The sequence below is a fragment of the Desulfobulbus rhabdoformis genome (genome assembly GCF_016919065.1).
Taxonomy (GTDB): domain Bacteria; phylum Desulfobacterota; class Desulfobulbia; order Desulfobulbales; family Desulfobulbaceae; genus Desulfobulbus; species Desulfobulbus rhabdoformis.
On record NZ_JAFFQA010000061.1, the window covers coordinates 1 to 21,743 of the forward strand.

The 21,743-nt window shown below is 50.0% G+C and carries 22 protein-coding genes and 1 tRNA gene; 11 read left to right on the top strand and 12 right to left on the bottom strand.

Features of this window, described 5'->3' with window-relative positions; translation table 11 throughout:
• From JWJ90_RS23365 to JWJ90_RS20625, 6 genes are all read left to right on the top strand, one after another.
• The coding region (locus JWJ90_RS23365; RefSeq protein WP_275889155.1) for a flagellar basal body rod C-terminal domain-containing protein at positions 1–328 on the top strand (328 nt) is incomplete at its 5' end.
• Positions 329–342: 14 nt separating this feature from the next.
• A complete protein-coding gene (locus JWJ90_RS20605) occupies positions 343–696 on the top strand; it encodes a hypothetical protein (RefSeq protein ID WP_205229105.1) in 354 nt (117 codons plus the stop codon).
• 3 nt (positions 697–699) lie between these two features.
• Positions 700–1,602, top strand: coding sequence for a flagellar hook-associated protein FlgK (flgK, locus tag JWJ90_RS20610; protein WP_205229106.1), 903 nt, complete (start codon positions 700–702; stop codon positions 1,600–1,602).
• Complete coding sequence (locus JWJ90_RS20615; RefSeq protein WP_205229107.1) at positions 1,584–2,096, top strand: flagellar basal body rod C-terminal domain-containing protein; 513 nt, start codon at positions 1,584–1,586, stop codon at positions 2,094–2,096. Before flgK ends, JWJ90_RS20615 begins: the two co-directional genes overlap by 19 nt.
• 16 nt (positions 2,097–2,112) lie before the next feature.
• Positions 2,113–2,991: a flagellar hook-associated protein FlgL gene (flgL, locus tag JWJ90_RS20620; protein ID WP_205229108.1), complete on the top strand. Its 879-nt coding sequence runs from the start codon at positions 2,113–2,115 to the stop codon at positions 2,989–2,991.
• A 472-nt stretch (positions 2,992–3,463) separates the two neighbouring features.
• The gene (locus tag JWJ90_RS20625; RefSeq protein ID WP_205229109.1) at positions 3,464–5,221 is read left to right on the top strand and encodes a sensor domain-containing protein; all 1,758 of its coding nucleotides are present in this window, start codon (positions 3,464–3,466) and stop codon (positions 5,219–5,221) included.
• A gap of 88 nt (positions 5,222–5,309) precedes the next feature.
• Here the strand turns inward: JWJ90_RS20625 and JWJ90_RS20630 are convergent, their stop codons facing one another.
• The 4 genes from JWJ90_RS20630 to JWJ90_RS20645 are packed head-to-tail and all read right to left on the bottom strand — an operon-like array spanning position 5,310 to position 8,955.
• Positions 5,310–6,233 carry an alpha/beta fold hydrolase gene (locus tag JWJ90_RS20630; RefSeq protein ID WP_205229110.1) on the bottom strand — a complete coding sequence of 308 codons (924 nt, stop codon included), beginning with the start codon at positions 6,231–6,233 and terminating at the stop codon, positions 5,310–5,312.
• Between the two features lie 52 nt (positions 6,234–6,285).
• A complete protein-coding gene (locus tag JWJ90_RS20635; RefSeq protein WP_205229111.1) occupies positions 6,286–7,173 on the bottom strand; it encodes a DUF4824 family protein in 888 nt (295 codons plus the stop codon).
• A complete protein-coding gene (locus tag JWJ90_RS20640; protein ID WP_205229112.1) occupies positions 7,170–8,246 on the bottom strand; it encodes a DUF2157 domain-containing protein in 1,077 nt (358 codons plus the stop codon). Before JWJ90_RS20640 ends, JWJ90_RS20635 begins: the two co-directional genes overlap by 4 nt.
• A 46-nt stretch (positions 8,247–8,292) precedes the next feature.
• Positions 8,293–8,955, bottom strand: coding sequence for an alpha/beta hydrolase (locus tag JWJ90_RS20645; protein ID WP_205229113.1), 663 nt, complete (start codon positions 8,953–8,955; stop codon positions 8,293–8,295).
• A 291-nt stretch (positions 8,956–9,246) separates the two neighbouring features.
• Here JWJ90_RS20645 and JWJ90_RS20650 point away from each other — a divergent pair, with 291 nt between their 5' ends.
• The 4 genes from JWJ90_RS20650 (at position 9,247) to JWJ90_RS20665 (ending at position 14,393) form a co-directional block, all read left to right on the top strand.
• Positions 9,247–9,432, top strand: a complete 186-nt coding sequence (locus tag JWJ90_RS20650) for a hypothetical protein (protein WP_205229114.1) — start codon at positions 9,247–9,249, stop codon at positions 9,430–9,432.
• A 263-nt stretch (positions 9,433–9,695) separates the two neighbouring features.
• Positions 9,696–10,916, top strand: coding sequence for an efflux RND transporter periplasmic adaptor subunit (locus JWJ90_RS20655; protein WP_205229115.1), 1,221 nt, complete (start codon positions 9,696–9,698; stop codon positions 10,914–10,916).
• Complete coding sequence (locus JWJ90_RS20660; RefSeq protein ID WP_205229116.1) at positions 10,916–12,877, top strand: MacB family efflux pump subunit; 1,962 nt, start codon at positions 10,916–10,918, stop codon at positions 12,875–12,877. Before JWJ90_RS20655 ends, JWJ90_RS20660 begins: the two co-directional genes overlap by 1 nt.
• Before the next feature lie 142 nt (positions 12,878–13,019).
• Positions 13,020–14,393 carry an efflux transporter outer membrane subunit gene (locus JWJ90_RS20665; protein WP_205229117.1) on the top strand — a complete coding sequence of 458 codons (1,374 nt, stop codon included), beginning with the start codon at positions 13,020–13,022 and terminating at the stop codon, positions 14,391–14,393.
• 35 nt (positions 14,394–14,428) lie between these two features.
• Here the strand turns inward: JWJ90_RS20665 and trxA are convergent, their stop codons facing one another.
• Positions 14,429–14,872, bottom strand: a complete 444-nt coding sequence (gene trxA, locus JWJ90_RS20670; protein ID WP_205229118.1) for a thioredoxin — start codon at positions 14,870–14,872, stop codon at positions 14,429–14,431.
• A 339-nt stretch (positions 14,873–15,211) separates the two neighbouring features.
• On the opposite strand from trxA, the gene JWJ90_RS20675 reads away from it, so the two are divergent.
• Positions 15,212–15,508 carry a hypothetical protein gene (locus tag JWJ90_RS20675; RefSeq protein ID WP_205229119.1) on the top strand — a complete coding sequence of 99 codons (297 nt, stop codon included), beginning with the start codon at positions 15,212–15,214 and terminating at the stop codon, positions 15,506–15,508.
• A gap of 89 nt (positions 15,509–15,597) precedes the next feature.
• Here JWJ90_RS20675 and JWJ90_RS20680 read toward each other — a convergent pair whose 3' ends face one another.
• The 7 genes from JWJ90_RS20680 to JWJ90_RS20710 form a co-directional block, all read right to left on the bottom strand.
• Positions 15,598–15,795 carry a hypothetical protein gene (locus JWJ90_RS20680; RefSeq protein ID WP_205229120.1) on the bottom strand — a complete coding sequence of 66 codons (198 nt, stop codon included), beginning with the start codon at positions 15,793–15,795 and terminating at the stop codon, positions 15,598–15,600.
• A 169-nt stretch (positions 15,796–15,964) separates the two neighbouring features.
• On the bottom strand, positions 15,965–16,852 hold the full coding sequence (locus JWJ90_RS20685; RefSeq protein WP_205229121.1) for a helix-turn-helix domain-containing protein: 888 nt from the start codon (positions 16,850–16,852) through the stop codon (positions 15,965–15,967).
• A gap of 14 nt (positions 16,853–16,866) precedes the next feature.
• Positions 16,867–17,682, bottom strand: a complete 816-nt coding sequence (locus tag JWJ90_RS20690) for a ribonuclease H family protein (protein ID WP_205229122.1) — start codon at positions 17,680–17,682, stop codon at positions 16,867–16,869.
• 24 nt (positions 17,683–17,706) lie between these two features.
• Positions 17,707–19,056, bottom strand: coding sequence for an alpha/beta hydrolase (locus JWJ90_RS20695; protein WP_240195079.1), 1,350 nt, complete (start codon positions 19,054–19,056; stop codon positions 17,707–17,709).
• 1,039 nt (positions 19,057–20,095) lie between these two features.
• Positions 20,096–20,172 (bottom strand) — tRNA-Pro (locus tag JWJ90_RS20700).
• 212 nt (positions 20,173–20,384) lie between these two features.
• A complete protein-coding gene (locus tag JWJ90_RS20705; protein ID WP_205229123.1) occupies positions 20,385–20,657 on the bottom strand; it encodes an HU family DNA-binding protein in 273 nt (90 codons plus the stop codon).
• Positions 20,658–21,179: 522 nt separating this feature from the next.
• Positions 21,180–21,524: a PilZ domain-containing protein gene (locus JWJ90_RS20710; RefSeq protein ID WP_205229124.1), complete on the bottom strand. Its 345-nt coding sequence runs from the start codon at positions 21,522–21,524 to the stop codon at positions 21,180–21,182.
• Between the last annotated feature and the right edge of the window lie 219 nt (positions 21,525–21,743).

The window sequence follows — 21,743 nt, forward strand, 5'->3', positions numbered from 1 at the left end:
ACCCCTCCTCGCGGAGACGCCCTTGCCGTCGGCTAGTACTTTGGTATCGCTGCCAAAAGGCAGTGATAGGATTCTACGTACAGGGGACTTGCACCCCATAAGTTCACGCCCATGCCGGGCGTACACCGGTGAATCCGGCACGCCTACCCTTGGATACCCTGGCCCTTCACAGGGAACGCTTATCACCCAGGCTCTGGAACTTTCAAACGTTGACCTTGCCACCGAATTTGTCGACCTGATCACTATTCAAAACGCCTACTCAGCCTCCTCCAAAGTTATCACGACCACCAACGAAATGTTGGATGAACTGGTTAACCTCATTCGTTAATAGGAGCCTGTGCCATGAAAGAATCCACGCTTAAAAAAAGTCTTCAGGCCTTCAACGATCTTCTTGTTCGCGAGCGCCAGGCCATCACCCATTTACGGATGAGCCAGCTCAATGAACTCCAGCACGAAAAAATAGAACTGATGAAGGTGCTCAATCAGCAGGAAGACGCTGTTGACGAGGAAGAAAAACTCGTGATCAAGGCGATCCAAACAAATAACGAACGTAACCGGATGCTGCTTGAATCAGGGCTTAAGCTTGTCAAGCGTCTTCAGGATAACGCCTTTCGCAGCCTGGCTCTAACCTATGCGGCCAAAGGACGAACCATGAATATTGGCGTTGGCCCGCGCGTTCTCAGCCGGAGTGTCTAGGCCATGGCAAACCTGATCACCTCCCTCTACACCGGTGCCTCCGGCATCTACACCAGTCAAACGGCGGTGCAGATCACGGGTAACAATATCACCAATGCCAGTACGGAAGGCTATACCCGCCAGGCTGCCAATGTTGTGAGCAACACCCCGCTGACCCAAAGCGGTCTCACCTATGGCACCGGAAGCTCGGTTGATTCCATTGACAGGAGCAGTGATACCTTCATCACCAAGCAGCTCCTGGCGCAGGGGGCAACGTATGGAGAGTATGACGGCGCGAGCACGCCGCTCTCTGACATAGAGCAAGTTCTGGACATTAGCGATACCAGCCTGTCGAGTGATATAGACAGTTTTTTCGACGCCTGGGAAGAACTTAGCACTAACCCCGCCGGTACAACAGAACGACAACAGGTGATTCAGGAAGCAGCCGATCTGGCCGAACATTTCCAACAGATTGACCAGCAGCTTGGTGACGTGGTTGAGTCCATCAACACCAGTATTGAGTCTATCATTCCCGATCTTAATGACAACCTGCTGCAGATCGCCAACCTGAACCAATCGATCATGCAAGCAGAGATGTCAGGTGGCGATGCCAACACCCTGCGAGATCAACGGGACCTGCTGGTGCAGGAGGTTAGCGAGACCTGTGGTGCGACCATGTATACCGACAGCAATGGTATGCTCTGCCTGCAGCTGGAAAACGGTCTTCCGCTTGTGACCGGCAACGTGGCCTCAACGCTCTCCACAACCACGGTCAGCGGACTTTCAGAGATTACCCTGACCACAGGAAATACAAGCTTTGATCTGGATTATGAAGATTTCAGCGGCGAGCTGAAAGGCTTGCTTGAAGTACGGGATGTAACCATTCGTTATTTCAAAATGATATTGACTTGCTGGCCTACACCATAGCTACAGATGTCAATACAATGATCACCGCAAGTGGTGGCCTGGATTTAGATGGCAATGTGGCCACCGATCTCTTTACTCTGACTGCCCCCACAAGCGCGACCGCAGATGCCTGGGAAGGGGCGGCAGCCTCTATAGTCGTTGCTTTTGATGATCCCTCCCTGATCGCAGCGGGAACCACGGGATCTACCGCAGACAACAGCCTCTGTCTGGATATTGCAGCCCTTCGTGAAACCACAAATATAAACGGCGCAACCTACACCGAGGAGTATGCACGCATCGCCGCCAATGCGGGGCTTCTGGTGGTAAGCAACGAACAGCGGTTAACCGCAAGCTCCGAATCTATGGATGAACTCAGCACGAAACGAGACTCCATATCCGGTGTATCCACCGATGAGGAGATGGTGCTCCTGATTCAATACCAGGCAGGGTATGAGGCAGCGTCAAACTATATTGGCGTGGTCCAGGAAATGCTCGACACCTTGCTTCAGATGTAACCTTTGGGAGTTTATTATGATTATCACCCGTGATACCACCACCTACAGAAATCTACAGTCCAACCTGAGCTCTACATCATCAACGATTAATGAACTCTACATCAAGACATCAACAGGCATTGATGTGGATAAAGCATCGGAAAGCCCCTCTTCTGTTGGTACCATCATCAGTTGCCGCACCGATATCGTTAAGAGCGAGAGATATGTGCAAAATTGCAACAATGTATCAGATAATCTCTCAACCTCTGAAATTTACCTCAATTCGCTTGAAGATCTCATGGTCCGAGCCAAAGAAATCGCCAATACCGGGGCCAACGACAGTATGTCAGATGCGGACAGAGAGACTCTAGCCGACGAAGTGGCACAGCTACAGGAAGAGCTGCTTGATTTAGCGAATAGCCAGGTGGACGGGAAATATCTCTTTGCCGGGTACAACGATCAAACCCTCCCCTTTTCCAGCTCTCCGGTTACCTATAATGGGACCAACGATCACATCATGATTGAGGTGAATCCAGGCTCCACCGTCGCCAAAAACATCACCGGAGAAGAGCTGTTCATGAACCCGGTGAACCTTTTTTCAGCTTTAGAAGATCTGGAGACTGCATTAACCGGTGGCACAACAAGCGATATTTCCCAGACCATGACAACCCTTGAAGAAGGCGCTGAGCAGGTACGCTCCCAGCAGAGTACTCTTGGCAATACTGTCTCACGCATGGACGACATGATCAGTATGCACCAAAATGCCCTGCTCATCATGGAATCAACCCTTTCTAGCCATCAGGATGCCGACCTGACCAGTATTCTTTCGGAAATTGCAGAGATGGAGACAGCGCTGGAAGCCACCATGCAGGTCACGGCCCGTGTCTCCTCGCTGAGTTTACTCGACTACCTTTAGGCTGAATCCATACCGGTTAGAAGGGGGCACATGTGCCCACCTTTGCATCGCCCCCCTGGTAGCCGAGAGAACCATCCTCATACACTTTACAATCAAACCACACCACTTTGCTTATAGAATCCGGCTAAGCACGCTTCTTTGGCAAAAATATAGAATTTCAAGACGTTTGCCATCATTTTCTCCTTCCCACACATGGCTCCAACTGGTAGGGTGTTACGTAAGAAAGGTCTTACGGGGTCAAAATAACACGATCCACTCCTCCCTTTTCGTGGTTTTTCTATTGGTCGTTTTGTATCTCTGAAGGAGGTCCCCCTCAAAGTCTTTTCTTTCCGCATTTGTTCTATTTTCATCAGGTATTACCGCACCATCTTTACATATCCCGTCTTCTTAAATAGGTTTAGAGCCCTTCAATTCTCCTTGTACCAAGCCAAAGCGCCGGATAAGGAAAACTAACCCAGTCGCGGAGATCAAGATGGCACAAAAACACACGTCCGCTCACTCCACCAACAAGTCTGGGTTGCTAGCTCAGATTGTCAACAGCTCTCCGGTGGCTACCTTTGTCATCAATCAAGCGCATGAGGTCATCCACTGGAACCGGGCCTGTGTTATGGTTACCGGTGTGTCCGAAAAACAACTAATCGGAACAACTAAATCGTGGAAGCCTTTCTACGACCACCATCGCCCGGTTATGGCCGATCTGATCGTTGATGATCAGATGGATCAACTCTCCACCTACTATCCCAAAAAATGTCATCCTTCGACAACCATCGAGGGAGCATGGGAGGCTGAGGATTTTTTCCCCCACTTTCCAGGTGGCGGCAAATGGCTGGCCTTTACCGCAACTGCGCTCAAAGACGAAAAATCTGGTGCCATTATCGGCGCCATCGAAACGCTTCGCGATATCACCGCTCAAAAGATCTACCAGCAGCAACTGGAGCACCAGGCAAACTATGACCACCTCACAGGTCTGGCCAATAGGCACCTGCTGCACACTCGCCTTGAGCTGGCTATCAGTCAAGCCGAACGAGATCACCTGCTACTGGGGGTTCTTTTTCTTGACCTGGATAATTTCAAACAGATCAACGACACCCTGGGCCATGATGCTGGCGATGATGTAATACGTGAATTTGGCGGTCGTCTGAAGACCTCTGTGCGCGACTTGGACACGGTCGCCCGCATTGCAGGCGATGAATACGTGGTTCTTTTGTATGCGCCGCAAAATATCGTTCAGGTGACCACCATCGTCCGCCGACTTTTAGATGCGATCAACCATAAATTCACCGTACGCGAGCGAGAGATCTATATCGGGGCCAGTGTGGGCATTGCCTTGTATCCAAAGGATGGCAAAGATAGCCAAACTCTCTTGAGTAATGCCGATGCAGCCATGTTCCGGGCCAAGCAACACGACAAGGGCAGTTTTCGTTTTTACACTGAAGATCTCAACAAAGATGCCCTCCAATGGCTGGAACTCAAGCAGGAGCTTCATTATGCCCTCACTTCCGGTCAACTTGAACTCTACTATCAACCCCAGTACTCTATTCAGGAAAAACGAATAACCGGCGCTGAAGCCTTACTCCGCTGGAACCATCCCACCCGAGGTCTCCTCCATCCGGAACTATTTATTGCCTTGGCAGAAGAAACCGGACTCATCGTGCCCATTGGCAATTGGATTATCAAAACAGCCATTAGCGATGCCCGGCAATGGCAGGAGGCGTATGGTCAACCGCTCCGACTTTCCATTAATATCTCTGCCCGCCAGTTTCGCTATGATGAGCTGGACGAGCTTCTCGATCAGGCCATAACCCAGACGGGCTTTCACCCATTGAATCTTGAACTCGAGCTAACCGAAAGTCTGGTTATGGACAACCCGCACGAGGCCAACAAACGACTGTTGAAACTCAAAGAAAAAGGATTTTCTCTGGCCATGGATGACTTTGGCACCGGTTATTCCAGCCTGGCCTACCTGAACTACTTCCCTTTTGACATGATCAAAATTGACCAGTCCTTTATCCATCAGCTGGGAAACTCAGAAGAGGCAGATGCCATTGTTCGCGCTATGTTGCAATTGGCAAAAGCCCTGCAGATGCGGGTTGTGGCCGAGGGAGTGGAAGATCAACATCAACGACGTTTTTTAGAGGAAGAGGGGTGCGACGAAATTCAAGGGTTCTGGTTCAGCCGACCTTTACGGGCAGGAGATTTTGTCAAGCTGCTGCAGACGCAGCCCGCTTGAAGCGGAAAATCATAAAATGAAAAGGGGAATGACCTTTAAAGGCCACTCCCCTTTTTTATTTCTTTTCCGGGTTCTCAACTCAACCAGTTCACTGAATATCAGCAGCTTTACGCATCACCTTGTGAATCGCCTCTTCAAGGGCTTTATTAAAAGCATTGGGCTTATTTAGCATCAGGAAATGATCGCCTCCAGGCACGACGATAGCCTCAAAAGAGGCTATATGGCGATGGTTTGCCTCATAATCAATGGGCCACAAGTCGCCGTTGACACAGACCACCGGCACATGCACCCCATCAAAAATTTGAGCAACCCCTCCCCGAACATATTCAAAGAGGTATCCCTCCATTGCCTGCATGGCAACAGCAGGCGGAGCGGCTGACATATCATCAAGGACCCACTCTTTGATTTCAGAATTGGTATCGGGCCGAAACATGGTGCTGACAAACTCGCGACTTTCTTCCTGAAAGTTATCAAGCATGGGAGCAAGCATGGCCTCTGCTTCCTGCCGACTCAGTGGATACTCGACATTTTCCAAGGTATCAACACCGACTATTCCCAGCACTTTATCCGGCATCATGTGGGCAGTCAGGCCGACAATTTCTCCGGCCATAGAATGCCCGATAAGGATATTCGTGGTGCTGCCAACCGCATCAATCACAGCCGCAACATCGTCTGCGAATGCTAGGATGGAGTAACAACGCCGCGTCATGCCGGAGTGACCGTGCCCTGCCAGATCAAGCACCACCACCCGATATTTTTTAGCAAACTCATTTACCTGGTTCTGCCAGTAACGCGAGTCTCCGCTCCAGCCGTGTACAAACACAAGGGTGGGCTCGCCCGCACCGTACACCTCATAGGAGATGGGAGTCTTATCCTGAGAGTAGGTCACTTTCGGCAACTGCGTTGAAGCTGCTGCCGGTAAGGCCAGCGTGAGCATCAGCAGAAATCCTAAAGATGCCGCACAAAGTTGCTTCCATCTTCTTGCGCCTTTAATCTGTGTTTTTCTGATCATCTGTCTACTCCTTTTGGTAGAGAAAGGATGAATGGACTACAATTTCAACTCGTTAAGAAGCTCCTGGATTGGCCGCTTTACTTTCTTGTGGTTGCTCTATAGGTTTCATCTTTCGAATCTGCTGGATGAAGGGTTCATAGTGGCTGCCATAGATAACCTCAGCCTCGTATCGCGACAGATGCACTACTGCATTTTTCTTTTTCTTCCCTCGCAAAATATGGTCAAGCTGTTGCCGTTGCCGAAGTGAGAGGTGCATTTTTGCGGGTTTCAGCCCCTGAATACGGCCGCGAGCCCAATACCGCTTATTCTCGCTCTGATAGTAAAGCCGAATCAGGCCACGGGTGATAATATAGCGTTCCGGATTATTATAAGATTCCTGCAGCTCTTTAGGTTCAAGCCCGGCATCTATGACAAAAAGCCGGGACAACTCTCCCATCTCCTGGCGGATGCGTTTTCGCGCCTGGTATCGATCGGTTGGTGTGGATCTTTCACCGGCAATGTCATGCTGCTTCTCCTCAAGTTCGGCAAGTCCGCGCTCTGCCCGACGTATGGCCTCATGGTAAGCAGGGCCGTTGTACTCCATAACCAGATAAACCTCGCGCTCAACGCCCTGGTTTAAGAGCGCATCGCCTGTGGGTTTTCCATCGACAAAGACAAAACCCAACTCTTCAAGTTTTTTCCCTCGAAGCCAAGAAGGAGACCTGCTCGTGCCTCGATTATCTCGCCCCCCAAGGCTTCGCCAATTAATGCGCAGGTCTACCCCACTGTTTTCCAGGGCTAACCATTTCACCTTGGAGAGTTCACGTTCACTGAGCCACATATGGGCCACGGGTTCACTCTTACGATTCTCGGCCACTCTGGAAAGAACCATCCAGTTTACAGCTGCCAACACGACAAAGGCAACAGCAAAAATAATGCGTGTTATCACGGCTCTGTTCATAGGGCAGCCTCCGCTTTTCGACGCACCGAGACCAAGCGCAATCGCTTCAGCACCACCAGCATCAATATGGCCGTCAAGCCAACCAACAAGAAAAATTGGTACTTAGGCAACCACTCCCACCACCAGTCATAAAACTTGGTGTAAAGAAAAAGGGTGAAGAAAGTATTGGCAGTGTTTACCACTTCGGGCCAGCCAAACAAAATGCCAAGAACGATCATGACTCCGGCCAGGACAAAGCCAACAACCTGGTAGAACATCTCGATCAGATCCACCCCATAATCGACATAACTGGCCTGCCCGTAATTAGCGAGAATGAGTACCGGCAAAAAGAAGAGCAGCAAGGCAAACACCCGGTATAGGGCGGAAAATTTCGGGTACCAGCGATGGGGAATCAGCGAAATTAAAAAAAGGCCAAGTGCTGCCGGAAAAAAATTTTCGGGTCGCTCCCCAAAAGAGATCCAGTAGCTACCGCACCAGGTGGCGGTTTGGGCAGAAAGGAATCCGGCAAAGCTCACAATCCCCATGCTCAGCATGAATCGGCTCTGGACGGCGTAGGCTAAAAGAAAACCAAATACAGACCAGATCAACATGGCCAGGGGACTGGGGGCAATATTAAAAATCTGCCCCAGCATGGAAAGATTAAGGACAAAACAGACAAAGGCTATCAACGCAAACAGTTTGGCAAAATACCCTGATTTTTCCATCCAGGCCATGATCACGGTCAACAACAGCACAGCAAATGGCATGGAAACCAACATGGTTACCTGGGTTTTGAGCGCAAGAAATCCCCAATACTGGTAATAAAAGAAAAAAACTGAGGCAGCCAGCCCCATTGCCCCAATGGAGGAAGTGATCCCCATACCAAGGCTGAGTTGCTTCTGCCGATTGGTCGTATCGATATCAAAACCTGCGGAGAGCTTGCCCAAAAGACGCCGGTGGTAGCGCCGCACGGCCTGTTCCTGAAGTGGTTCAAGCATCAGCACCTGTTCCTTGCGCAGGCTTTCAAGCTCCGAACGAAAGGCGTCTATCTGATCTGCACGCTGCTGGGCTTCCGTTTTATTTCCAATCTGCATGCACTCTCCTTGTGCAACAATAGTTCAACACCACAATGAGCCTCGTTCATCTCTGTAAAAAACGCTGAAACGCCTGAGATATATCATTGATCTGCTGCGGACAGACCGCATGTTCCATGGGATAGGTCCGAAACTCCAAGGTGTAGTTATGCTCCTTTAAAAACTCAGCGGCGCGAATGCCTAGGGCCTGAGGGACCACCGGGTCGTACACTCCGTGATGAATTTCTATGGGAATATCCTGATTGGCAGGGCTCAATTGGATCGTATCGCTGGTGGCTAAATAGGTTGACATGGCAATCAGTCCCCCCAGGGGCTTGGCATGACTCAATGCAACCTGATAGGCTACAGCGCCGCCCTGGGAAAAACCGGCCAGGATGATTCGGCGGCTGTCTATGCCTCGTCCAAGCTCGCGCTCAACAAATTTATTAATGGCATCTGCCGAGACGAGTAACTGGGCGGTATCCACCTTGCGATCAATATCCATCACCAGGATGTCGAACCAGGCGGGCATGACAAAGCCGTTATTGACGGTTACGGCTCTGGATGGGGCATGGGGAAAAATAAAGCGGATTCCAAGCTCCGATGGAAGGTTCAATTCGGGAACAATAGGAGCAAAATCGGAACCATCCGCACCAAGGCCATGCAACCAAATGATTGCCGCATCGGGATTGGTCCGTGTTTCGTGTTCAATGGCAGGCAAGAGTGTCATGGAAACCTCCGTGAATACAGGATTAGGTTAGACAAACGGGGGAATCAGAGGCCACTATAGCACGACATATTTCAAATGCCTAGTAATGCTAAGAAAACAGATGATCAAATAATTTTGATCTGTGTTTTTGCTAATGAAGTGTGCCAACAACAATTCGTAAAGATCTCCTACGAAACGGTTAAGATGCAGTATTTCCGCATGCAAAATCTCAATGGTATGATTATTCAGTGGACGTGCGCCATTCTGCATGGCTTCTCTTGCCAGTGCCAATGCAATTGGTCATCCCCCGGAATGGCACGGGCATCACCAGGGACCTCCGCCGGAATTTTTCAGGTCTGTAAAGATAAGGCCGCCGGGGATAAGGTGAGTTTGAAGACACCTCATGGCGACACCATTGAGGCGGTCTGCGAGACAAATAATAATCGCTTGGTTGCACACCCGCTCAATCCTCCGCCCCAACATACAAAACGGCGGTAGACACTAATCACTTAAAAAAGCCCCGCGACGGTCCGACGACTCTGAAGACTGATAAAAGCAACTATTCAAGATTCCTTCAACAAGAGTTAATGTAAAAAACTTGCATCAAACCTAGGCAGAATCCAAATTCTGTCCTACTGTGGTATTGTTTTTCACTGACCCCCTCTTGAATAAATAAATCTATTACACAAACGTTTTGAGCTGCCCAATATACATATCACGATCGGGCAGGTCAAAATCGTTGCCAGTGACAACCTGAGCTTATGCAAATATTGAAAAAAAAATCCCGCTGGCGCTGGTTTCTGCTCCTGACGCTGGTCGTCCTGATTGCCGGTGGAGCAACCTGGTATTTTTCCAGCGACACGACCCAGACGGGAACCATGACCACACCGGTGACACGAGGGGACCTTGAAACCACGGTCCTGGCATCTGGAGAGATCGAGGCAAGTAACCTGGTCAGTGTTGGTGCTCAGGTTTCCGGGCAGTTACAATCATTGAAGGTTGAGCTGGGTGACCGGGTCAAAGCCGGTGAGCTCGTCGCTGAAATCGACAGCCTGCCGCAACAAAATACCCTGCGTAATAAAAAGGCGGCCTTACAGGTAAGCCTCGCAGAGAAAAAGGCCAAGCAGGCCTCGCTTACCCAGGCAGAGCTAAATTACAAACGACAAAAAAAGATGCTGCGCGGAGATGCGGCCTCCAAGGAAGACTACGAGACAGCTGAAGCCAATCTCAAAGTGCTCAAAGCCGAGATAGAGTCGCTTGATGCCCAGATCGAACAGGCGCGCATCGCTGTGGATACAGCCGAGATCGATCTGGGGTACACCAAAATCACCTCCCCCATTGACGGCGTTGTTGTAGCCATTGTTACCAAAGAAGGCCAGACTGTTAACGCCAACCAGACCACGCCTACCATCATCAAGGTAGCCAACCTGGAACGCATTACGGTCAAAGTTGAGATCTCTGAGGCAGATGTGGTCAAGGTCCAGCCGGGCCAACGGGTGTACTTCACCATTCTCGGCGAACCGGATAATCAAATCTCCACCACTCTCAAGTATATCGAACCCGCACCGGAATCGATTTCCGATACCGGCTCCAGCTCATCGAGTTCCTCATCGAGTTCCTCCAGTGAGGCGATCTATTACATGGGCGTACTGGACGTGCCCAACCAGGACGGAAAGCTGCGCATCTCTATGACCACCCAGGTGAACATCGTTTTAAACGAAGCCAAGGATGCCCTGATAATTCCTTCAGCAGCACTGGGCATCAAAGGACGCGATGGACGCTATCTGGTAAAGGTAAGTGAAGGCCCGGAAAACGTGCATGAGCAGTGGGTAAAAATCGGTTTGAACAATAACGTCCAGGCCGAGGTGCTTGAAGGCCTGCGGGAAGGTGAACAGGTCGTCATCGGTGATCAAATCGGCGCCACTGCAACCTCCTCTTCAAGCGGCAGACGCAGACGTGGGCCGCCTCCAGGGATGCTGTAATGAGTACTGCAACCATCCCGCTCATTGAGCTGACTAATGTCTGCCGGGATTATCCTTCAGGCGATGAACAACTCACGGTGCTGGATACTATCAACCTGCGCATTGAATCCGGGGAGATGGTCGCCATTGTCGGCACCTCAGGCTCGGGTAAATCCACCCTGATGAACATCATCGGCTGCCTGGACAGGCCCAGTCGCGGCACCTACCGGGTCAATGGCCAGGAAACAGGTGCGCTGGAACCCGATGAACTGGCTTACCTGCGTCGTGAGTATTTTGGGTTTATCTTTCAGCGCTATCACCTGCTCAGCAATCTCAATGCTCTGGACAATGTCGAGATCCCTGCCGTCTACGCAGGGGTAGACAGTAACAACCGGCAGAAAAGAGCGGCAGAACTGCTGACCCGCCTGAATATGGGGGATAGGCTTGCCCATGTACCGGGGCAGCTCTCTGGTGGCCAGCAGCAGCGTGTTTCCATTGCCCGTGCGCTCATGAACGGCGGCTCGGTCATTCTTGCCGACGAACCCACCGGTGCTCTTGATTCCAAAAGCGGCACCGAGGTGATCGAGGTTCTTAAGGAGTTGAACCAGGCTGGACACACGGTTGTCCTGGTTACCCATGATATGCAGGTGGCGGAACATGCCCAACGGATCATCGAATTGCGTGATGGGGTGATCACCAACGACAGAAAGATTGGGCCATCTCAAGATCCTGCCCCCATGCCGCGCAAAGAGTCTGTTTCGGTCTCTGCCTGGCAAGCTCAATGGGACCGATTCAGCGAAGCCTTTCGTATGGCCGTATTGGCCATGGCCTCCCACAGGCTGCGCACCCTGCTCACCATGCTCGGTATTATTATCGGTATCGCCTCAGTGGTCTCTGTGGTGGCGCTTGGCCAGGGATCCAGGCAGCGGATATTAAAAGATATCAGCTCCATGGGGACCAACACCATCAACATCTACCCGGGCAAGGACTTTGGCGACATGCGCTCGGGCAAGGTGCAGACTCTGATTCCCCGTGATGCCGAAGCCCTGGCGCAGCAACCCTATGTGGATACGGTGACGCCACGGGTGAGCACCTCGGTCACCCTGATCTATCGCAACATCAGTGTCACAGCCCAAGTCAATGGTGTGGGCGAAGATTATTTCCGGGTCAAAGGGCTGGAGATCGCCCAGGGGCAGCGCTTTGATCGGATCAGTGTGCGAACGACAGCCCAGGATGTGGTCATTGACGACAACACCCGCAATTCGCTTTTCAGCGACCATCCTGGACCAATACTGGGTGAGGTTGTCATGCTGGGTACCATGCCCTGCCGCATCATTGGCGTGACGAAAAAACAGGATTCTACTTTTGGCAGCTCCGATAGCCTGAATGTTTGGGTACCCTATACAACGGCGATGACCCGGTTGACCGGCGAGCAGTATCTTAAATCCATTATCGTCCGGGTTGCCGATGATGTCAGCACCTCGGTGGCAGAGGCAAGTGCGGTAAAATTATTGACCCAGCGCCACGGCACCAAGGATTTCTTTGTTTCCAACCTGGATGCCATTCGTCAAACCATTGAAAAAACGACCCAGACCATGACTCTGCTCATCTCCTCCATTGCCCTGATTTCCCTCGTTGTTGGCGGGATTGGCGTGATGAACATCATGCTGGTCTCGGTGACTGAGCGTACCCAGGAGATTGGCGTACGTATGGCAGTGGGTGCGCGGCACTCGGATATCATGCAGCAATTTTTGATTGAGGCGGTACTGGTTTGTCTGCTTGGCGGCCTGCTCGGGGTAAGTCTGGCTCTAGGCGTGGGGCTTGCGGTCAAACTTTCGGGGAGCAGCTTTCAGATGGCTTACTCAACCACGGCCATTGTTTCCGCCTTTCTCTGCTCCACCTTTATTGGCGTTTTATTTGGCTTTCTTCCTGCCCGCAATGCCGCCAGACTCGACCCGGTGGTTGCATTGGCCAGAGAATAACTGTTGAGCAGTCCGATTAAAGGGAAGGAGGTACCGGATCCGTAAGGGTAGGAACGTCTATTGACACCACCATCAGTGTGCAACCTTTCACAAACTCACACTGACCTGAGTACATCACAAACTGTCGAATTCCGATACAATTATGAAAAAACTGTCTGCAACCATAGGCCTGCTCACCTGCACGGGCTTGCTTTTAGGGGGCTGCGGGCTGAAGACGCCCTATACCCGCCCGAATTTAGATCTCCCCAAGACCTGGACGCAAAGCTCTGCAAGCTTGCAAGAACAGTCTGGCCGCTGGTGGCAACGCTTCGACGATCCCAATCTAAACCAACTCATCGATGCGGTCCTCAAACGAAACGCGGACCTGGCGGTTGCGGCCTTGCAACTCAACAAGGCACGCCTGCGAGCACAACTTGCCGAAAGTGATCGTCTTCCTGGGCTCTCTGTGGATGGCTCCGGCCAGATTAGCCGCAGTCTGGGCAGCGAGAAGACAGAGAATAAAACTTTCAGCGCGTCGGGCTCTGTTGCCTATGAGATTGACCTGTGGAATAAACTGGGAAGAACCGCTGACGCAGCCAGGTGGGAGGCTCTCGCCACAGAGCAGGACAGAGAAAGTACAGCCCTCTCTCTGGTTGCCACAACCGCATCGCTCTACTGGCAGATAGGCTATCTGAACCAGCGTCTCGTACTCAGCTCTGAAAGTATCAGCTACGCCCAAAAGACCCTGCAACTCGTCGAGCTGCAGAAAGAAGCAGGCGCCGCAACCGGGCTGGAAATTCTGGAAGCCAAACGAAGTTTATTTAGCCAGGAGGCAAGTCACACCCAACTGGTTCAGCAGCAGGTGGAGCTAAGAAACGCACTGGCTATTTTACTAGCAGGACCACCAGAAAACCTGCAACTGCAAGAACTCACAAGCCTTAAAGACATTTCACTTCCCGGGGTGAATGCCGGTATGCCAGCGGAACTGCTTTCCAGACGGCCGGACCTGCGCGCCGCCGAAGCTCGTCTGCGCTCTACCCTAGCCACAACCGATGCTACGCGGGCCAGCTATTACCCCGGCATCAGCCTCAGTGGCTCCTACGGCGGCAGCAGCGAACAGCTCTCCCGGCTGCTCAGTAACCCTGTGGCCACACTTGGCGCTTCACTCGCCCTGCCCTTTGTTGAGTTTCGGGACATGCAGCGCAATATCAAAATCTCTGAAACCGAATATCAACAGGCGATAATCGAATTTCGCCAAAATCTCTACACAGCGCTCAGCGAGGTGGAAAACACCTTATCCGCCCGTAAACAGTACCGCCTTCAGGCGGAAAAACTCACGACCACCCTTGAAGCCGCACAACAAACAGAGGCCATCTATGAATTGCGCTACAAAGCCGGTGCCACCACCCTGCAAACCTGGCTCGATGCCCAGGAAAACAGGCGTCAGGCGGAAATCAATCTGGCTGAAAACTTGTATAACCAGCTCAACAACCATGCTGAGCTGGTGAAGGCGCTAGGAGGGGATTTAACGCTGTAAACTTCAGCAGGATAAATGCTCATAGATTCAATTGCTTAGCCCACAATATTCTGAATTCTTTGCTCAATGTCTCCGCGAGGAGCAGCCCCCACCAACTGGTCAACCACCTCACCATTTTTGATAAAGAGCAGAGTGGGGACACCTCGAATCTGGAAACGGGCTGCCGTCATCTGCTGGGTAGAGGTATCCATTTTAAACACCAGCAACTTCCCCGTGTACTCTTGAGCCAGCGCCTCGATTGCAGGCGCTATCATCTGACAGGGCCCGCAGGTTGGAGAAAAAAAGTCCAGCAAAACAGGCAATTTAGATTGCTCCACCAGCGCATTGAAGCCACCATCGGTCAGGCTGTTCACCTTGCCGGAGATGGGAGCGCCATCAAGTGATGTTCCACATTTGCCACACTTGGGAGTCAGATGCTGTTTGTCTTCCGGAATCCTGTTTTTGGCCCCGCATTGGGGACAGACAATCACTGTATTCATAGTCACCTCAAAGAATTATCGTTGATTCCTGGTGGGCTTTCCATGCACATCAGCACATGAACTTTGCCCAAAATCCGTGACGTGCCGATGGGATGCTCACGGATCATGGGTTGCTCTAAAAATTCTCCCGTTACTATAAGAAGCCCTACGGTATTTGACCAGCGTTCACCGCCTGTTTTTCCTATAGATAGAATATCTATCAACCTCGGTACTATCAGGATTTCAACAGGGGAAAACAATCGATCGAGACAAGTGCTCATCCATGCTTATTGTATGGAAAAAGGAAAAGGTTCCCCTGAATCCAGGAGTCATTTCCCATAGCACAAAAGAGGTACCTTTATGGATAACTTAAATAGGAAGGCCCTTCTCTATACGTATACCTGGAATCACTACACTGAAAATGACCCAAAAGTATCTGGCCATCCAGACACGACTCCCTTTAATAAAAAGGAAGGTGAAGAGGTTTTGTATCTGATTGATTATCTCAGCAAACACCTCGCATGGAGTGTGGAAGAGTTTGCCACCAAGGTGGAAAGACTCATTCATGATCACATGCCTGAACGCAAAATGAGTCAGCAAGAGGTGATAGCCTGGATTAAAGAAAACTGGAGAATGCCACTTTCAATTGCGGCCTGATAGAAAAGGGTGGGACCTCTCTAGTACCGAGGTTCCACCCTTTGTGCACTCTTGCCAAACGGGGATGCCCCCGTCATGACTGGTACAGGTCAGTTTTCTACGGCAATAAGCGACACGCCCAACTCTTTTTCAATTTCCTGTACCTTTTTCAGTTCAGCATCAGTCAGCATGGTGGTGTTGACGCTATGGCATTTGTAGGCCAGAAAGGTTTTGCCAAGATCTTTTTCCAGTGCGTTGATTTTGTCTAAAACAGGCTTGTCGACATTGTTTGCGAGTGAACACAGCATACTTGTACTCCTTCTCAGTAAAATTCATCAACCAGGGTATGGGTAAAGAATATACCCTGAAAAGGGTTGCATCAATGGGAGTAGTTTAACGGGATAATGACGGGCAAAAACCGTCAGCAATGCCAGTGTTTCTCGTCCGCCTTTACAGAGGCATTCAATACGACATGCGTCAATCCTGCATGCCAGCAAGAAAGGTCTGGAGATTGGTGCCTGTTTTATTAAGCCCCAGTTTACGCCGAAGATTCCTGCGATGAAAATTGATTGTGGTAATACTCAAGTGCATCCTATCAGCAATGTCCTGACTGGTTTTCCCCTCTCGAATCAAGGATGCAACCTCAATTTCCTGAGGAGTCAGCTCCGCGGCTATGGCTGTCATACGTTGCAAAAACGGTTTTGTCAGTTCTGCAAGCCGTAGCTGCAGGGTTGCGAGCAACTCCTGAGAAAAGGGGGATAAATCTTGAGCTGCAAGCTGCTCAACAACCGGGGCTATGAGTTGGCGCACATTTGCCAGAACCTTGCGTTCCAGATCCTGCTGATCGGCTTCACGTTGCTTGAGCAGTACCTTCAAAGCGGTATTCGCCTCTTCGAGCTTGAGCTTTTCCGCCTGCAGGGCCTGGGCATACAAACGCCCCTCTTCTTCCGCCAATTTCAGTCTGGTAATATTTTCATGGCTGACGACCACCCGTACCGGATCAGTATCCACAGCCCGCGTCACCTTCATTGAAAACCATCGACGCTCATGCGGTGAATGGCAGGGATAATCTAAAATAAACTCATCTATATCGCCTGCAATGACAGCGCGTATTCCCCGGGCCACCTCTCTGGATTCCCCTGCGGTATCCTCACTGGATTTTTCACAGATCTCAAGATAATTGATCGCGAGTTGCTCCGGCCGGACTCGAAGATCATTCTGGTGGGCAAAATTTCGCCAGGCCTTATTGGTCTCCAGAATGAAACCATCCCTATCGAGGATGGCAACATGCGCAGAGATAGAATTTAAAATAGTATGGGCAAACTGGTATCCATCACTTAAAGTTTGTTCTTCATCAGAAATCATGTTGCACATCCTTCTTAAGTCGTGCTTTTCGTGCCCCAAATGCGTTCAATGGAGGACTGACTGGCGACTGATTTTGCCACTTGATGGCAGAAATCATGCGCCGCATTTCCTGCATGCCCCTTGACCCATTTAAACTCGATACACTTGCCTTCACACAGATCTAAAGCCTGTTGCCAATGCGTTACGTACCGAACCTCACGCCCATAGGCAGTCTGCCAATTGTTGTGCCGCCAGAAATGCACCCACTGCACCAGGCCACGAATGACATAACGACTGTCAGTATACACTTGGATACACTGCTCAGCCTGCAGGCGTAAAAGCCCTTCGATAAGCCCCATCAATTCCATGAGGTTGTTTGAGCTCCCAGGTACCGAACAGAAGTAGACATCCCGTGTTCCATCTGGTGATTCTATGAAGCCTGCAAATCCAGCGTGCAGCGTCTCATGGTTTGCGGAGCCATCAGCGTAGAGTTTATATGTTCCGCTCAGCCCCTGGTCACTCAGGCTAATGGCAAACCTCCCCTTGCGCTGATCAATTCGAATGTAATCTGCAAAATGCTCATTTTTCAGGAAGAAAAAGCCTTCGAGAAAAACACAGCTGATGCGCTGACCAAGAAGCAGTTTCCCGTCGATTGCCGAACGTAGAATTTTCCGAAGCTGATGTCGGTTGTTACTGATCCCCTGCCCAAGAGAATTCTCTACCCGCAAAGAGATCGCGCCATTGACGAGAGAGTAATCGAGCTGGTTTTCCTCATCCCCTTGGGTAACAGTACAGCTCAGCAGCTCATCACTGATCGCATCAACCTGCAGGGTAAAGACAAACGGCTTCATCAGACCAAGGAATTCCTTAAAAGATTACCGAATGAGGGTTTCCATTGGGCAAGATTGATCGACAAAACAGAAGATGGCCTGCATCATATATTCGTAGTCCGGATTAAACGTGCCCCGCCGAAAATATTTTTGGTCGAGTTTTCTTTCGCTCTCTAGCAATTTTTTGTTCTCACCATATACCGCCGCAGCATCATCTTGTTGACACGCCTTAAAGGCTACCTCGGTTTTCCCCAAATCATATTCCTTGCAGTGATGGTAGCGTCCGTTCACCCCGTAATGCTCATCGTCGGGTGCAACCGGCAAGGCCGTGTGCGCCATATTCAGGGTCTTATATTGTGGGGCAAAACTGCTTGGAGTTCTTTCAATAATATTTCCGCAGGAAAGTGTGGGATCGTTCCGAATCTCCGTGTTTATTTGGGGATCAAGCGAGCTATACCAAATGAGCGTATTTCTCTGCAGCTTACCAGCAGAACAGAACAACTTTCTTGCGGCCTGCGCATCAATGGTCGCATCATCTGCACTCAGCGCCATCAACATGGGAACATGAGGGAGGTAGGCAGGCTCATCCAGAGGTTTCGTTAGGCTATAAAATTCTGCCACGGCATTGAACGAAAAGGACTCATAGCGGGCGGCGTCCCTCTCGGCAAAGATGCTTTCCCAATCTTTGAAAGGGCGAATCCACGGCGCGAGAAAAGCAAGATCTGTCTTTGCCTTAACCGCTGCCGACAAAAACACCACGCCAGCAATGGCATCATCTCGTCGCTCTTGGATGGGAGATGGATGCGTTTTGAGATAATCAAGAATGAGGGAGGTCCCCGTGGAGAAACCGATCAGGTACAATTCGGTAATCCCCTCCTCTTTCTGAAAACTTTTTACCCCATATTCGACGATCTCCTTCCACTGGTTCTTTTTCATTGTCAAAGTATCGCCCACCACAGTCCCATGCCCAGGCAAGAGGACAGCGCGTATCAGTCCGCAGGGGTAGGCTTTGTGCAAAGAGTCGGCAATATTTCTCAGCAAATAGGGAGAGTCTGTCAAGCCGTGGACCAAAAGAAAGCCCCTCTGCCCTTTCGCAGTACCCGGTTGGCACTGTTGCTGACCAGAGGGCATTAGTTGAAATGGCGAGCGCATGGCCGCGGCCTCGGCAGTGGAGTATCCTCCAAGATAGCCCCCCTCACCTCGAACAGTTTTCAGCACCTCTTCGATATTGCGCCGACTTTCCTCAACATAAGTTGAAAAGTTCATTTCTTGGGCGGGAACAAAGGCCGACTTGCCGGTGGGTTGCAGATATTTTTCAGGACTCCCGCAGGCTGAAAGGAGTAAAAGGGCCAGTAGCGACAGAACGGAAGACGAGATCATGCTTTGAAATTTCATTGTTTTTCCCTCAACGATTAAAGCGCGACTTTTTTTCATATAAAAATAAAAGAGGAGTTTCCATGATATACTGATTTTTTTGTTAAGCCATATCCGAAAAAGGATAAAAATAGAGGCAAACTCCCCCGTGCTCTATTTTGCTTGATATGGTATTTAAGCGCCCCTTTGGAGCACTCTGTCCCAAATCCATAATACAGTTGTGCCCACCGATCCAGGATATCGATTCCGGCAGCTCGGCACCTGACCGTAACGGTCGTCAATCAAACGAGAAAAAGATTCTAGGGTGTCTTGAATAATTAGATTCTTCAATCAAGGCCAGGTAAGCGAAGACTCCGAGGATTGCGCAAAATTTTAAGCATGACGAGGTAAGCGCCAGACTCCGCGGGATTGGCAGGAAAAGCAATTATTCAAGATGCCCTTTAGAAGCGATTACAAGGCCACCTATAGGCAGTAGGAGAGAAAAACATTTGAAGAACACGCAGCAACCAGAGCAACGGATTGCAGCCACTCGGCTTCTTTGTGCCGACTGTGGGTCCCCTTATTCATTGCAAAGTAAACGATCAAGTCTCTGTGCAAAATGTGAAACCAAGATGCAGGCATCAAGTGACAAATGGAAAAATGCATTCAGCCCAAAAACCACTTAAAAAAAATATCCCACTCCCTAATATGCCCAGAATCCGTGAAAGCGAGGAACGCTGAATAACCGGCGAATTTTATGCAGTCTTCTCTCATTAAAAACCATGCCCCTACTATATCATAACAGAGGGAAACGTAGTAGTTGGGGGTTAGGTGACACATGGGGGGATATCTGTGGCGGCTGCCAGCAAGTAACGCCTGGGCCTGGTGGACTACTGCAATCAGCAGCACAAAGAAAATTCGTCAGTTATTTCAAGGTGGGAGGTAACGTGTAACCTGTAACCTCAGAGCGATCATGGTGAAACCGGTTTCAACCATATAAAAAAGGGCTTACCAACCTTAGTCAGTAAGCCCTATATCTTGTAAGCATTGGTAAGCATTTACCGCCGCTTTCGCTTGTAAATGGTCGGGAAGAGAGGATTCGAACCTCCGACCCCAGCGTCCCGAACGCTGTGCTCTACCAGGCTGAGCCACTTCCCGAACCAAATATTTGAGTGCCTTTACGGCTTAGCACCGTCAAGTGCGGTGCTCCATTTATCATGGTTTGCTCTTTGTGTCCAGATCTTTTCGCACTACTGTTCAACTTTCCTGTGCTGAACACTGAAAGTGAACTATTTAAAGGAGTCAAGCGCACAAAAAAAAGCAGCTGACCGTGAAAGGCCAGCTGCGTACCTACTATTACTTCGCCCGTGTTAATTTACGGCGTCGGTAAGCTTGCTGCCGGGTTTGAACTTGGCAATTGTTTTGGCGGGTATATTAATCAATTCACCGGTACGTGGATTCTTAGCTTTGCGCTCGGTGCGTTTGACAGTAGAAAATGTGCCGAATCCAACCAAGGTAACCTTGTCACCTTCGGCAAGTGCAGCAGTCACAGCCATGAGCATTCCGTTCAACGCTTTTTCAGCTGCGGCTTTGCTGATATCTGCCGCTTCCGCCATGGAGTCTACCAGTTCCTTTTTGTTCATTCTTCCCTCCCAGAGTTTTAACCATTGCCAGAACAATCAGGCTCTCATTCCCGACGCGGCATCTTTTGACAACGTCGGAACTTAAATAAAAAAAGAAATCTTTGTCAAAGGAAAAAGAAGTCGTCAACTCCTCTAAATCACAGCTCAACAGGGCGTTTGTACCATGGCACAATCTTTGCTGTGCCCATTTCAAAGAAAGAAAAGAAAGCTGCGGCACATTGCGGATTCGTGTAACGAACTCTGGTCGTTGTTATACCAGCATCCAACACAGTTGCAAACGTTGTTTCAGCATCCTGAAAAGAAACTTGTACGCTTGCCTAAATCTAAGGGAGGAACTCGAAACTCAAAACTTCCCCCTGAATCCATGAAAGATGTACCTGAACAGTGACTGTGGGCGATTGCTAACCAGTGCATCTTCTTAAATAAACAGAGATTTATTGAATAGAATATTTTTAGTTCAGCTCCAACCGCCGTCACGGGTTCAAGATATAATTTCAGGGCACATCGTCCTCCTGAGATGATTTAGTAATTTTTTATATTCACTGCCCCATAAAGCTCCATCAGGAACTTTTCTGTCGCTGGTGACAGGCCTATGAATTCAGCGCCAAAAGAATGATCGCTGACATTAGCGATCCGTATTTTTTCCTTCATCTTAAAATGTTTGCCAATAGTGCAGCCAATAACAAGAAGATCTCCAGGCTGATGGGCATCATGGGACAGAAATCGCAACCCTCCCAAACTGATATCAACAACTTCCACCTGCGAACTTTTCAAGCTTGAGGTGTTGTAACAACTGGCCATAATAGAGGAATCAGTAATTTTCTTTTGTGAAATCCGCTTATGCTTATGTTTGCGGGTTGTAGGCACATTTTAGTGCAGTGCCTGAGATAATATCACGCAATTTCAATGTGATAAAATTTCACGCGTGGTGAAAATCTCAAAATCTGTGGGCACACGCGAAGCGATATTTCAGTTGAAATACGCGAATTAACACGCTAACGTGGTGGGCAGTCATGTATCTGCGAACCACGAAACGAAAAAACAAGAACGGCACCGTTACCGAGTATCTCCAACTCGCCCACAACG

What these genes read in the sequence shown, in the direction of transcription:
- JWJ90_RS20605 (WP_205229105.1), top strand. Translation starts at nt 343, where the DNA reads ATGAAAGAATCCACGCTTAAAAAAAGTCTTCAGGCCTTCAACGATCTT.
- flgK (WP_205229106.1), top strand. Translation starts at nt 700, where the DNA reads ATGGCAAACCTGATCACCTCCCTCTACACCGGTGCCTCCGGCATCTAC.
- flgL (WP_205229108.1), top strand. Translation starts at nt 2,113, where the DNA reads ATGATTATCACCCGTGATACCACCACCTACAGAAATCTACAGTCCAAC.
- JWJ90_RS20625 (WP_205229109.1), top strand. Translation starts at nt 3,464, where the DNA reads ATGGCACAAAAACACACGTCCGCTCACTCCACCAACAAGTCTGGGTTG.
- JWJ90_RS20630 (WP_205229110.1), bottom strand. Translation starts at nt 6,233, where the DNA reads ATGATCAGAAAAACACAGATTAAAGGCGCAAGAAGATGGAAGCAACTT.
- JWJ90_RS20635 (WP_205229111.1), bottom strand. Translation starts at nt 7,173, where the DNA reads ATGAACAGAGCCGTGATAACACGCATTATTTTTGCTGTTGCCTTTGTC.
- JWJ90_RS20640 (WP_205229112.1), bottom strand. Translation starts at nt 8,246, where the DNA reads ATGCAGATTGGAAATAAAACGGAAGCCCAGCAGCGTGCAGATCAGATA.
- JWJ90_RS20645 (WP_205229113.1), bottom strand. Translation starts at nt 8,955, where the DNA reads ATGACACTCTTGCCTGCCATTGAACACGAAACACGGACCAATCCCGAT.
- JWJ90_RS20650 (WP_205229114.1), top strand. Translation starts at nt 9,247, where the DNA reads ATGGCACGGGCATCACCAGGGACCTCCGCCGGAATTTTTCAGGTCTGT.
- JWJ90_RS20655 (WP_205229115.1), top strand. Translation starts at nt 9,696, where the DNA reads ATGCAAATATTGAAAAAAAAATCCCGCTGGCGCTGGTTTCTGCTCCTG.
- JWJ90_RS20660 (WP_205229116.1), top strand. Translation starts at nt 10,916, where the DNA reads ATGAGTACTGCAACCATCCCGCTCATTGAGCTGACTAATGTCTGCCGG.
- JWJ90_RS20665 (WP_205229117.1), top strand. Translation starts at nt 13,020, where the DNA reads ATGAAAAAACTGTCTGCAACCATAGGCCTGCTCACCTGCACGGGCTTG.
- trxA (WP_205229118.1), bottom strand. Translation starts at nt 14,872, where the DNA reads ATGAATACAGTGATTGTCTGTCCCCAATGCGGGGCCAAAAACAGGATT.
- JWJ90_RS20675 (WP_205229119.1), top strand. Translation starts at nt 15,212, where the DNA reads ATGGATAACTTAAATAGGAAGGCCCTTCTCTATACGTATACCTGGAAT.
- JWJ90_RS20680 (WP_205229120.1), bottom strand. Translation starts at nt 15,795, where the DNA reads ATGCTGTGTTCACTCGCAAACAATGTCGACAAGCCTGTTTTAGACAAA.
- JWJ90_RS20685 (WP_205229121.1), bottom strand. Translation starts at nt 16,852, where the DNA reads ATGATTTCTGATGAAGAACAAACTTTAAGTGATGGATACCAGTTTGCC.
- JWJ90_RS20690 (WP_205229122.1), bottom strand. Translation starts at nt 17,682, where the DNA reads ATGAAGCCGTTTGTCTTTACCCTGCAGGTTGATGCGATCAGTGATGAG.
- JWJ90_RS20695 (WP_240195079.1), bottom strand. Translation starts at nt 19,056, where the DNA reads ATGAAATTTCAAAGCATGATCTCGTCTTCCGTTCTGTCGCTACTGGCC.
- JWJ90_RS20705 (WP_205229123.1), bottom strand. Translation starts at nt 20,657, where the DNA reads ATGAACAAAAAGGAACTGGTAGACTCCATGGCGGAAGCGGCAGATATC.